11 protein-coding genes are annotated in these 11,651 nt (G+C 48.3%); 6 read left to right on the top strand and 5 right to left on the bottom strand.

The window, feature by feature from the left end; genetic code table 11:
- Positions 1–1,581, bottom strand: a complete 1,581-nt coding sequence (locus F569_RS0112150) for a DUF1800 domain-containing protein (RefSeq protein ID WP_162143780.1) — start codon at positions 1,579–1,581, stop codon at positions 1–3.
- Positions 1,582–1,987: 406 nt separating this feature from the next.
- Here F569_RS0112150 and folD point away from each other — a divergent pair, with 406 nt between their 5' ends.
- Complete coding sequence (gene folD / locus F569_RS0112145) at positions 1,988–2,875, top strand: bifunctional methylenetetrahydrofolate dehydrogenase/methenyltetrahydrofolate cyclohydrolase FolD (protein ID WP_026942417.1); 888 nt, start codon at positions 1,988–1,990, stop codon at positions 2,873–2,875.
- Here the strand turns inward: folD and F569_RS0112140 are convergent.
- Genes F569_RS0112140 through F569_RS19090 form a run of 4 tightly spaced genes read right to left on the bottom strand, consistent with a single transcriptional unit; the run spans position 2,872 to position 7,596 of the window.
- On the bottom strand, positions 2,872–4,281 hold the full coding sequence (locus tag F569_RS0112140; RefSeq protein ID WP_026942416.1) for a sensor histidine kinase: 1,410 nt from the start codon (positions 4,279–4,281) through the stop codon (positions 2,872–2,874). The two genes, folD and F569_RS0112140, sit on opposite strands and share 4 nt — an antisense overlap.
- A gap of 31 nt (positions 4,282–4,312) precedes the next feature.
- On the bottom strand, positions 4,313–5,752 hold the full coding sequence (locus F569_RS0112135; protein ID WP_026942415.1) for a dihydrolipoyl dehydrogenase family protein: 1,440 nt from the start codon (positions 5,750–5,752) through the stop codon (positions 4,313–4,315).
- A 24-nt stretch (positions 5,753–5,776) separates the two neighbouring features.
- Positions 5,777–6,526: a TVP38/TMEM64 family protein gene (locus F569_RS0112130; RefSeq protein WP_034388803.1), complete on the bottom strand. Its 750-nt coding sequence runs from the start codon at positions 6,524–6,526 to the stop codon at positions 5,777–5,779.
- A gap of 17 nt (positions 6,527–6,543) precedes the next feature.
- Entirely contained in the window at positions 6,544–7,596 is a 1,053-nt protein-coding gene (locus F569_RS19090; RefSeq protein WP_051279850.1) for a DUF547 domain-containing protein, read from the bottom strand.
- 188 nt (positions 7,597–7,784) lie between these two features.
- Here F569_RS19090 and F569_RS0112120 point away from each other — a divergent pair, with 188 nt between their 5' ends.
- The 5 genes from F569_RS0112120 (at position 7,785) to yihA (ending at position 11,567) form a co-directional block, all read left to right on the top strand.
- Positions 7,785–8,519, top strand: coding sequence for a pirin family protein (locus F569_RS0112120; RefSeq protein ID WP_051279849.1), 735 nt, complete (start codon positions 7,785–7,787; stop codon positions 8,517–8,519).
- A gap of 111 nt (positions 8,520–8,630) precedes the next feature.
- Complete coding sequence (gene rpmH / locus F569_RS0112115; protein ID WP_026942412.1) at positions 8,631–8,765, top strand: 50S ribosomal protein L34; 135 nt, start codon at positions 8,631–8,633, stop codon at positions 8,763–8,765.
- Between the two features lie 25 nt (positions 8,766–8,790).
- Positions 8,791–9,168: a ribonuclease P protein component gene (rnpA, locus tag F569_RS17905; protein ID WP_051279848.1), complete on the top strand. Its 378-nt coding sequence runs from the start codon at positions 8,791–8,793 to the stop codon at positions 9,166–9,168.
- A 3-nt stretch (positions 9,169–9,171) separates the two neighbouring features.
- Positions 9,172–10,929: a membrane protein insertase YidC gene (gene yidC / locus F569_RS0112105; RefSeq protein ID WP_026942411.1), complete on the top strand. Its 1,758-nt coding sequence runs from the start codon at positions 9,172–9,174 to the stop codon at positions 10,927–10,929.
- Positions 10,930–10,931: 2 nt separating this feature from the next.
- Complete coding sequence (yihA, locus tag F569_RS0112100) at positions 10,932–11,567, top strand: ribosome biogenesis GTP-binding protein YihA/YsxC (RefSeq protein WP_026942410.1); 636 nt, start codon at positions 10,932–10,934, stop codon at positions 11,565–11,567.
- The last annotated feature ends 84 nt before the right edge of the window (positions 11,568–11,651 follow it).

Here is an 11,651-nt window from a genome sequence, read left to right as displayed (position 1 = left end):
CTATAATTCCAGCGCAAAAGCTGGTGATGTCACGGCCATATAGACAGCAAGAGACGCACGCGTGGTCCTGTCTTCTTCCCCCTCACTCAGCTCAGCTCGAATGGGGATTTCGTTTAGGACATCCACGATTCTAGTTTTCGTAACCGAACTCATGCGGCCTCCGAGCAGCAAGGTGTTTAAATGATCTGCAAGCGCTTCAGGAGTGTCAGCCAAGGCGGCTTCATCCGTATAATCCGGCACAAAGCTGTCCACGGCATCATTGCGTGTTGGCGATGTATTAAAAACGTAGTTAAGCATGAAATTCGCATAACCTATAGCTGCACCATCATTGACGATCTGCAATTCCGGAGCTGTAAGACCTGCCGTACCAGACGCTGTGCCAGGGGCAACAAAACCGGGGCGGTAAAAGTTGAAAACCGAGGGCGACTGAAAAGGTTGTTGTCCAAGCCGCGTATTTTTCCCTGCATTATAAAGCAGGTACCATTCATTATCTGCCATAACGTTACCGACATCAAAGGCCCGAGCCCAATGCACAAAGCGCAATACGGGTTCGCGTACTTTACCCTCCTCAGGAGACTGAACTCTTCCTCCATACAGGCCTTCATCTAATAAAATAGCGGCAAGTGTCGCTTGTAAATCGCCGCGTTCTCCCGTGCCAAATTGTGTCTCATCGACAGTAATATATGTCCCGCTTTCAAATGCATTTGCGACGCGCGTGACGTAAGCGGGGTCAGGGTGACTTGCCGTAAAGCGCTGAATAAGCTGCCGCGAAATAAAGGGCGCTAAATTAGGATGTTCAAATATATGGTCTATCGCTTGATCGATAGCCTCATCCCCCGCCGTGCCCGCAGATATCGTTTTCCCCATAAAGGACTTTTCCAAGGGGCTGTGTTTGTCTTGAAACATCACAAGGCGTGAATATTCGCCGTCATCATCAGCATCCCAGAACCCAGTGCCTTTATAACTCAGTCCGGTAAAAACTTTTGCCAAACCTACAATATCTTCATTATTAAATATCTCGATAGCTTTACCGCCTGAGAGCTTTTGCGTGCCGTCCATATTAAGCTCGACCAAACCCGTCGTGAAAAGCTGCAAGAATTCACGCGCGTAATTTTCATCAGGCATACGGCCCGTGCGTTCATCCCCTTTGCGGTTCCGCAGATAAGTCAAATATCTCGCCATAGCCGGCGTATATGTCACCTCTTTCAATAGCTCTTTATAATTACCAAAGGCATGCTTATAGAGCGCATCGACATATTGTGCATTGGTCAACGGCTTGTTCCCCATGGGGTTATCTGAAACAACAACAATCTGGGACAGAGCAAAGACCATGCGTTGGCGCAGCTGATCATCTGCTTCAATCATAGCGTTCCAAAACGCACTGCCATGAGCGCGGTTATCGACCTCTTCCCCTGCCTCAAAACTCGCTTTCATGGCCGGAAGTATATAGCTGGGCGGTTTTGCAAACTCAGCTTTTAAGAGCTTTGAAGGCAACTTGCCTTGAGTGAACTCAATTTGATCCGCATTGCCACCGAATCCCGTTTTTGACAGAAAACTTGCAGCTTTTTGTGCACTATCCAAAGCCAAGTTCTCTTGCCCAGAAGGCGGTGGGGGTGGAGGGGGCGGAGGTGGAGGGGGGGGAACAACAACAGGCGGGGTGACACCTGAAGGGCTTGAGCTGTCTCCGCCTCCGCATGAAATAAGCGCGATAGCTGTCAGTGAAATAGCTGTGAGCCTGATTATACTTTTTCTAGTTGGGATCATCCCATATTGGCTTAGCATCAGCGAAACTCCCCGTCTGATTCAATTTGGTCCCCCCGGCCCTTTTGCCTAACTCAGGCATTATCAGCAATTTTTATAGTTCAACGCGCTTAACAATGTGTTGCAAATCACGCATAGAAACGGAGAGAAATATGTCAAAAAAATGACGACCTCATTATTCTAACGAAGTTGTCACGAAAATCCTGCGATGTAATTGGAGATAAAAATGATCGCCACCAAAATTGACGGACGTGCCTATGCAGAAGGTCTGCGTGAACGTGTAAAACAAGCTGTTCAGGCCCTGCCCTCGCAACCGAGCCTCGCCGTTGTACTTGTTGGGGAAGATCCTGCAAGTCAGGTTTATGTAGCGAGTAAAGCTAAGTTCACTGTTGAGTGCGGTATGCGCTCATTAGAGCATAAATTACCGGCTGACGCGACAGAGGACGATGTAGTGTCATTAGTGCGCGAGTTAAATGCGGATGAAGAGGTGGACGGCATTTTGGTTCAACTTCCGCTGCCAGAGGGCCTAAATTCAGACCGCGTCATTGAGGAAATACATCCTGATAAAGATGTTGATGGCTTGACCGAAGCCTCAGCTGGAAGGCTGTCTTTGGGCAAGCCTGGCTTGCGGCCTTGTACGCCAACAGGCTGCGTCATGCTGGCTAAGGATGAGCTTGGTGATTTATCCGGAAAAAATTGCGTGATTTTAGGACGATCAATTCTGGTCGGTAAACCTGCGGCGCTTTTATTTTTGGAGCAGAATTGTACCGTAACAATTGCTCATTCCCGTACGCAAAACCTTGAAAATGTGTGCCGCAGCGCGGATATCCTTGTCGCCGCTGTCGGTCGTCCGCAAATGGTTCAAGCCGATTGGATCAAAGCCGGAGCCTGCGTCATAGATGTCGGTATCAACCGTGTCCCGAGCAAAAAGCGCCCCGGAAAAACCCGGCTTGTGGGTGACGTCAATTACCTGCCTTCTAAAGCCGTCGCGGGGTCAATCACGCCCGTCCCAGGCGGCGTGGGTCCGATGACGATTGCGTGTCTTTTACGCAATACTGTAATTGCGGCTTGCTCCCGCCGTGGATGGAAAGCTCCCACAGTTTTGGACTTTTAAGCTTTTTGAAGGCTTACGGCAAAAATAGTCCCATTTTCCGATGTGCTTTCAAGGACGATGTCACCGCCTTGTTCCCTCGCTAAGTCTTGAGAAATGGTCAGGCCCAATCCAGTACTGCCGCGCCCCGAAGCGGACGCGAAAGCTTTGAATAGATTATCCTTGGCTTTATCAGGAAGGCCCAAACCCGTATCTTTGACAAGAATTGAAATATGGTCTCCCGCAGGAATAGCTTCCACGGTGAGGTTTCTGATCGCATCATCTTCCGGCATTTTCGCCATGGCCTGAGCAGCATTTCTGAAAAGATTGTGAAAAATACGATATGTGTGATCTTTATCCGCCGTGACAATCATTTCGCTAGGAATTTTATTGGTGAAGCTGATACGCCTCGCACCTGTTCCAAAGCTACCCAATGTGTCGCCTGCCGCCTCTCCGACAAGTAACGAAATACGGACTACATCCAAATCAGCTTCATCTTGTCCGCTGAGGCTAAAATTCAAAACTTCACTTGTGAGTTTTATGCCGCGATCAATAGACCGCGTCAGGCGGGCTCCCATTTTCGAAATACGCTCTTCAGGATCGCTCGCTAATCTGTCTGAGACGAGTGAGGCCGACGCTAAGACGTTTCGCAAATCGTGATTTATTTTCGCGACAGCCATACCCAAAGTCGCAAGGCGTTCTCTTTGTTTGAAGCTGGCGCGCACACCTTGTTTCATATCGTAAAATTCGCGTTGGAGCTGCCCGATTTCATCTTTGCGGCCCGAAGGCGGCAGATTGCTACGCCTTATTTCTGGGTCTTCACGGAAATCAGCGAGGCCCGATGCTAGTTTTTCAATAGGCCGAATGATCATGAACAACATAGCCAAATAAATGAGAAGTCCCGTTATGATGGCAATCGCCAAAGAGAGCACAGCAATACGCTTTGCATAATCCCGCATAGCCCATTGTAATTTGCTTTTTGGTATAAGTAGTTCGAGTGCATCTTGCCCGGCCACAGGCGAAGCTGCCATAACCCTTAAACACCCTTCAGCGCTTCCGAAAAAAGTACGAAAAGCATCCCGGTAACGTGGCAGGCGTCTTGTCTCGCGCAGATCAATCATTTCAAGCTTTGCGCTTTCGGGCGGACTGCCAAGCATGAACTCGCTCATACCGTCTCGCTTCGCCGACATCATGATGACATCAGTATCCCGCATAAATTGATCCGTCAGGATTTGACTGGCTTCATAATCCGGCACGCCAGTTAGAGCTTGCGCCAATAATCCAGCTTGTTGAGCCCGGTCATTTAACCAGTCTTGTCGGAAAGTGGCTGCCGAGGGCACGAAAATGACCAATTCGGCCAACATGACAAACCCAATCGTCATGAGCAATAATTTGCCGGAAAGTCGCCGCGAGATGAAACCCTCAATCATAAGTTAAATTACCGCTTAACGACCCCAATGACTATTGGAATTTTGTCAAGAATCCTGCGATTTTGCGGGTTCGATCACTGAAGAGCGCATCCGTGTACCAACTGGAGGCCGCACGTTTGACGGCTTCAGACCGTGTTGGATAAGGCGAAATAATTTGAGCTAAGCCCGATATTTTGACTTTATTTGTCATCGCCACAGAAATCATATGAATAATTTCTCCAGCGCTTTCGCCGACGACAGACGCGCCTAAAATTTTACCTTTTTTCGTCGCCACAATCTTAACGCCGCCATGATCATAGCGTTCTGCAATGGCCCGATCATTCTCGTCAAAATCCCATGACACACACCGCACATCATGACCCGCATCTTTGGCTTCCGCTTCAGTGATCCCGATGCTCGCCAATTCAGGTTCTGAATAAATGGCGGCTGGCATACGCGTTGTATTAGCCTTGCCTAGCATATCCCCCATGAATGGCGGCGAGAAATAGAAATTGCGAATAAGCTGCCCGGCATGATAGCCCGCAGCATGGGTCAAGCCGCCCATGCCCTTCGCCACGTCACCCGCTGCGTAAACGCGTTTATTTGAGGTGCGAAGACTCTCGGAAACGTCAATGCCGCGGCGGTCATATTTAATTCCCGCATTTTCAAGCTCGAGCCCATCAACATTAGGCGCGCGGCCTGCTGCTACAAGCAAGTGAGACCCTGTTAAGGTCGTGCCATCCTCAAAATCAATAGCAACACCTGTTTTGGTTTTTCGAATCAGTTTCGTTCTAGCAGGCGTATGAAAAACAACGCCTTCTTCTTCTAAGGCCTTTACCAGCACCTTTGCATGCTCCGGCTCGGAGCGTCCGAGAGGCGCGGCAACATCAACGATTTCTACTTCAGACCCCAAGCGCTTAAAGGCTTGTCCCAGTTCCAGACCAATAGGCCCGGCTCCAATCACTAAGAGTTTTTTGGGCTGAGTCTTAACCGAAAATATCGTCTCATTGGTCAAATAAGGCGTCTCAGATAGTCCAGGGATAGGTGGCGCAGAAGCACGTGAGCCGACCGCAATCACAAAGCGCTTAGCTTTAATTTCAGTTGTGTCTGACTCGACCGTATCGGCACCTTTGAAACGTGCCCGCTCACGTATGACGGTACAGCCCAAGCCTTCGAAGCGCTCTTGGCTGTCCACTGGGGCTATGTGGTCAATAACACCTTGTATGTGGGCTTTGACCGTTTCAAAATTCACAGTGGGCTTTTCGACTTTGACGCCAAATATCTCTCCACTTGAAAAAGCATGTGCATGCTTACCCGCCGCGATAAGGGCCTTTGACGGGACGCAGCCATAATTTAAGCAATCCCCGCCCATTTCGTCTGCTTCGAAAAGGACAACAGAACGGCCGAGTTGCGCGGCTCCTGAGGCGACGGACAAGCCCGCGGATCCTGCGCCGATAATACAGATATCGACATCGTAATGTGTTTTGGACATAGAATTTCTCTCTTAGGACGGGCTTTAGGCAGCCGCTGATTTTTTAAAAAACTTCTTATAAATAACTGGAAGAAGAGCCAAGGTTATGAGCCCCAAAACAGGTAGCAAAACCTTTGGCTGTGTCATCAAGCCGCCAAGCCGTAACTCGCCGCCCTGATCTAAGATTGCGCCTGCGCCTGCGCCAACACTGGCATAGACAAAACAACCTGGAATGATGCCAAGAAATGTTGTTAGGGCATAATTTCTGAGCTTCACATCGAATAAAGCCGGCACGATGTTCACGATGAAAAATGGAAAGGCTGGAATGAGCCTGAGGATAAAGAGATATGAAATTTCGTTTTCTTTAAGCCCGGCCTCAAATTTTTGCATATAGGGCCCAGCTTTTTTTGTTAGGCTATCTCCCAAAGCATAACGCGCGGCCAAGAATATGCCCACAGCGCCAATTGTGGCGCCGATTGTGATAGCGCTACCGCCAACAAAAGTTCCAAAGAGAAATCCACCAAAAATAGACAGAAAGCTTGCGCCCGGAAAGGATATCGCAGTGAGAGTGGCATAAAGCGCAATGAACCCAATTATAGCCATTAGAAAATTGTTATCAACAAATGCAGCCAAGGCGGCGCGGTTAGATTTCAGGCTTTCTAGGCTCACATATTTTGGTCCTCCCAAAACAAAAAATGCAGCCAAGGCTAAGGCGATAATAATAATTGGCGCAAAACGCTTAAATAAACTTTTCGGAGCCGAAACTTCAGCCCCAACATCAAGTGCATCTGACATAATATTCTCTTTTTATTTTATTTATTGAGCGACCAATCATAGTCATATTTTTTAATGGTGGCGCCGCCTTTGATCGCAGCCGCCAGATCACCTGCTGCATATTTGCTTAGGTGTTTGAGTACGCCCTCTTTGCTACCGCCAAAGTCTTCTTCAAACCAATCATAAATGGCAGAGACCGTTAATCTGTCACCTTTTATAACGGCGCCTCGAGGCGAATTAATATAATCCGCCGCTGCTGTTTTGCGTTTAGCCATTAGTGTGTCAGCTTCCCAAGCCTCATTCAGTAGATTAGGGCAGCCGACCGACGCGCAATTGACCATATAGTGAATATAAGGCGAGGGATATTTTTCGCGCAAAGTTCCATGCTCAATATCGTCAAGCGACATAGCGGTTCCGTTGATTGTGACTAAATCTTTCTTCCACGGGCCTGAATTAAACGACCCTAATTTGCGGATGGATTTAATCGGGTAATTATCCGTAACGACCTGTATTGTAACCGCGTTATACAAGTTTGCCCAAAACGCGATGGCTTCATTATCGGAAAGGTTGCCCGGATTTGTATCCTCTAGGCTCTCAATATAAGCGTCCAGTTTTGCCATATCTGATGCCGTCGCCTTAAGACGCGCATAATCGAAATGGGTAAGACCCGCAGCATCAGGGGCGCTGACATAGGATTGCAAAATATCATTCCATGGGCTGTGCAGTGAAGATGTCATAGTCTTTGTCTCTTCATTTTTATCCGCCATCTGCGCCGGAGCTTCTGCTGTTTTCACTATGGCCGAAGAAGGCTTCGGCGCTTTATTAGTTGTTACAAGGTAAGGCGCTTCAACACCACGCTCAAGCGCTATCGCCTGGGAGGGGGCCGCTGCGATAGCCGTTAATGAACGCGGTGTTGAAATTTGAGGGGCCGCGGCGACCTTTACGGGAAGGACCGCTTCTGTGACTTGAGCTGTTTGAGCTGCTTTCTGCGCGTCCATCTGCTTATGCATAGGGCAATCTGAACCTTGAGCAAATACCGTTGACGGCAGAACTGTAAAGCCAATTGTAAGATATAAAACTGAACGTAACATATTTAATTCCTTTAGTTGAAGCTTACCTAACGCAGGACATCTGAAAAAGCTTCACACAATGCCTCACAAATCTGTGCTGTGCTGTGAGCAAAGCCTTGAGCTTGCTCACCGTTTACTACTCCCCTTTTAAAAAATTACATCATTCCCATATCCCTGCGTAACTAATGTAGTTGCTCAAGGAGGCCCTTATGGCCCAAAATATAAAATATGCATCAGGCTTTCGTCTACGCGCCGCAGAAGAGCGCGGCCTGGCAGATCATGGCTGGTTAAAATCAGCGCATAGTTTCAGTTTTGGAAATTACTTTGACCCGGAGCATCTGCAGTTTGAGAGCCTGCGAGTCATTAATGACGACCGCGTCGCGGGCGGAAAAGGCTTTCCGATGCACCCTCACCAAAATGCAGAAATTTTTTCCTATGTGCTGGATGGTGCGCTCTCTCATAAAGACACACTCGGCAATGGCTCAACCGTGAAAGCAGGCGGGGTTCAATACATGAGCGCAGGGTCTGGCGTGCGGCATTCGGAGTATAATCCATCCGAAACTGAGGAAATGGCGTTTCTGCAGATCTGGCTTTTACCAAATATTGAAAATGAAGCCCCCCGATATGAGACCATGGATATTGCGCCCAAAGATAAAGACGGAAAGCTGAAGCTCTTTCTCTCAAAAGATGGACGTGAAGGCTCAATGCATATTCGCGCCGATGCCGATATCTATGCCGCAACACTTGACGGCAAGCAAAGCATTACTTTCGATATGCCCGAAGGCAACAAAGCCTGGGTGCAAGTCGCGAGAGGGAGTATCTTTGTAAATGGCGAGAGCTTGCGCCGTGGTGACGGGCTAGCTGTTAGCCAAAGCGGACGCTTGGCGTTTACAAAAGCCATCGACGCTGAGTTCCTGCTCTTTGACTTGGAGGCCGCCGCTTAGGCTCAAAAGGGAGTGAAATTCCTTCCACGCACCGCTTGACTTCCCACAGACTCGCCCTTAATAGCCGCGTCTTGAGATATCAGCCGCTAAAAAGTGGTTTTGGAGACTAAAATGAAACGTACTTTTCAACCTTCTGTATTGGTTCGCAAACGCCGTCACGGCTTCCGCTCACGCATGGCCACTAAGAATGGCCGTGCCATCTTGGCTCGCCGCCGTGCAAAAGGACGTAAGGTTCTGTCAGCCTAGACAGCATCTTAGCGCGTAGAGCGTCATGAATAAACTTGGAAAACTCGGAGTGCTGAAAAAGCGGTCCGAGTTTTTGTTTGTTCGGGAAGGCCGTTATCAGGCCAGAGGCGGCATTGTTATCCAAGCTCGTGAAAATCCTGAAAGCCAGAATATTCGCGTAGGCTTCACGGCCACCAAAAAAATCGGAAATGCCGTTATTCGCAATCGCGCAAAACGGCGTATGCGAAGCATTGCTTTGGAAACACTCCCTGAATTAGGCCGAAAAGGAACGGATTACGTTTTTATTGCTCGCAATTCGACGGTCTCCACCCCATATGAAACATTAGTCGCAGATGCACAAAAAGCGCTTTCAAGCCTCGCGCAAATGACTAAAACACGTAAAAATAAGAAACAGAACGGCTGAGCCATGCAAGACCACCAAAGCAACGATCAGAAAAACTTCATTGTAGCCATGGTGCTATCCGGCATTGTTTTGCTGGGATATTGGTTTTTTTTCGGAAAACCTTTAGCAGAAAAAGCCCGTGCTGATGCACTAAAAGAAAATGCTCTTATCGCGGAGATTGAAGCCAATCCTCCTGCCCCTATACAACCGCGTGAAGTCTTGGTCAGTGAGGGAACACGCATCAACATAGAGACGGCCTCTTTAAAAGGGTCTTTCTTGACAACTGGCACACGCTTCGATGATGTCTTGCTGAAGAATTACGATAAAAGTTTGGATGCTGAAGACGGCAAAGTTGTCTTATTAACACCGCAAGGCGCAGATTTCGCAGCCTACATTACAGATAACTGGGTCGGCATGAATGACAATTTCGGCTTTGACACAGCGTGGTCAATAGTCTCCGGTACTACACTTACAGAAACTAGCCCTGTCGTCCTGCAAACTGAGGTGAATGGCGTTGTAATTGAACGCACTGTATCTGTTGATGATCGCTATCTCATCACCCTAACAGATAAATTGACTAACACGGCTGGCGGCGAACGCACCCTCACCCGCAAAGGTGTATCGCGCCAACACCAACTGCCTGATGATCTGACAAATTTCTTTATCCTACAAGAAGGCCCCATTTCAGTTGTCGATAATAAATATCACGAATGGAAATATAAAAAACTCTCCAAAAAAGAAAGCTGGACGGAAACCGGACCCGCTGGGTGGGTCGGCCTGACAGATAAATATTGGCTCGCCGCCGCTATTGCCCCGCAAGGTCAAAACATTACAGCCTCATATGATTACCGCTCTGTCGATACAAAAAGCGTCTATGAAACAAGTTATGCGCTCTCCCCTGTGACCCTAACCCCTGGCGTGACAGTAGAGTCAGTGGGCCATATTTATGTCGGCGCAAAGGATTGGGGCGTGTTGACAGAATATGAAGAAGGTCTTGGAATTGTGCAAATGACCAGCGCGATTGGTTGGGGCAAGTTTAAAATCCTTGTAAAGCCTATCAACTGGGCTCTTTCAAAATTAGGTAGTCTCTTGGGCAACTTTGGTCTCGGAATATTGGCTCTGACCTTCATCATCAAAGTTCTGATGTTCCCGCTCTTTAACAAACAATATGAGAGCCAGGCCAAGATGAAAAAAGTGCAGCCCAAGGTCAAAAAGCTGCAAGCCCTTTACAAAGATGACCGCATGAAAATGCAACAAGAGATGATGGGGCTTTATAAAAAAGAAGGCGTCAATCCTGCTGCGGGTTGCCTTCCGATTATTCCAACCATTTTTGTTTTCTTCTCGCTTTATAAAGCGGTGTTTATCAATATTGACCTGCGCCATGAGCCGTTTTTTGGCTGGATCCGCGACCTTTCCGCAAAAGACCCTCTCTCTATTTTAAACGGATTCGGCCTCCTGCCGTGGGATGGTGTCCCGATCCCTATATTAGGATTTTTGGCGATCGGTCCGTTGGCCATCCTCTACGGCATCACTATGAGCTTGATGTACACGCTAACACCGCCTGCCGGAGATCCGATGCAAGCTAAAATATTCAAATTTATGCCTTGGGTCTTTATGTTTATTCTAGCGCCATTTGCGACAGGCCTTCTGCTTTACTGGGTCTGGAACAATATCCTTTCCTTTGGACAGCAATATTACATCACGCGTAAGTTCAAAGTGGACACGCCCGTCGATAAATTCTGGCGCAAAATTACAGGCAAGGAAGAGCCTGCCTCCGAATAAGCATGGACGATTTTTCCAAAAAAGAGATAGAGGCCGGACGGCTTTTATTTGCGCGCGAAGTGACATTTATGCTGAGCGCGGTGAGTTTGGACACGCTCCCTCCTGCCCGCTTACCTGAGATTTGTTTCGCAGGGCGATCCAATGTGGGCAAATCGAGCCTGATTAACGCACTCACAAACCGCAAAGGTTTAGCGCGCGCCTCCAATACGCCGGGCCGCACGAGAGAGCTGAACTATTTTAACGTGGATGAGCGCTTATTTGTCGTGGATTTGCCAGGTTATGGCTACGCCAAAGCCTCGAAATCTGATATTGCCCGCTGGACAAAGCTAACACGGGAATTTCTCTTTGGACGTGCCTCATTGCGGAGGGTCTTCCTCCTCATTGATAGCCGCCACGGCATCAAAGACAGCGATCTTGAGCTGATGGGTATGCTCGACGAAACAGCTGTGACATATCAAATTATCATGACCAAAGTTGATAAGCTGAAAAAAGGCGAACTTGATAAAGTGCTGACTAAGACTCTCAAGGCCATTGCGAAACGCCCCGCCGCCTTCCCAAAGATTATCTGCACATCCTCTGAGAAGAAGCATGGCTTGGATGACTTACGCGCCGAAATTGCGACACTGGCTTTGCCCTAGGTTTAGGATAAACTCCGAGAAATAATCATAGGTTTACTATGATAATTTAACTTATCTTTGGCAGTTTATTTCTTATAAGACGCG

Source organism: Hellea balneolensis DSM 19091, from assembly GCF_000428525.1.
GTDB classification, from domain to species: Bacteria; Pseudomonadota; Alphaproteobacteria; order Caulobacterales; family Maricaulaceae; genus Hellea; species Hellea balneolensis.
Note: the sequence above shows the minus strand (reverse complement) of the source record. Positions and strands in the feature narration are given on the sequence as shown.

Bases quoted from the DNA above. Each gene is read 5' to 3' on its own strand.
- folD (WP_026942417.1), top strand. From the start codon at position 1,988: ATGATCGCCACCAAAATTGACGGACGTGCCTATGCAGAAGGTCTGCGT.
- F569_RS0112140 (WP_026942416.1), bottom strand. From the start codon at position 4,281: ATGATTGAGGGTTTCATCTCGCGGCGACTTTCCGGCAAATTATTGCTC.
- F569_RS0112135 (WP_026942415.1), bottom strand. From the start codon at position 5,752: ATGTCCAAAACACATTACGATGTCGATATCTGTATTATCGGCGCAGGA.
- F569_RS0112130 (WP_034388803.1), bottom strand. From the start codon at position 6,526: ATGTCAGATGCACTTGATGTTGGGGCTGAAGTTTCGGCTCCGAAAAGT.
- F569_RS19090 (WP_051279850.1), bottom strand. From the start codon at position 7,596: ATGTTACGTTCAGTTTTATATCTTACAATTGGCTTTACAGTTCTGCCG.
- F569_RS0112120 (WP_051279849.1), top strand. From the start codon at position 7,785: ATGGCCCAAAATATAAAATATGCATCAGGCTTTCGTCTACGCGCCGCA.
- rpmH (WP_026942412.1), top strand. From the start codon at position 8,631: ATGAAACGTACTTTTCAACCTTCTGTATTGGTTCGCAAACGCCGTCAC.
- rnpA (WP_051279848.1), top strand. From the start codon at position 8,791: ATGAATAAACTTGGAAAACTCGGAGTGCTGAAAAAGCGGTCCGAGTTT.
- yidC (WP_026942411.1), top strand. From the start codon at position 9,172: ATGCAAGACCACCAAAGCAACGATCAGAAAAACTTCATTGTAGCCATG.
- yihA (WP_026942410.1), top strand. From the start codon at position 10,932: ATGGACGATTTTTCCAAAAAAGAGATAGAGGCCGGACGGCTTTTATTT.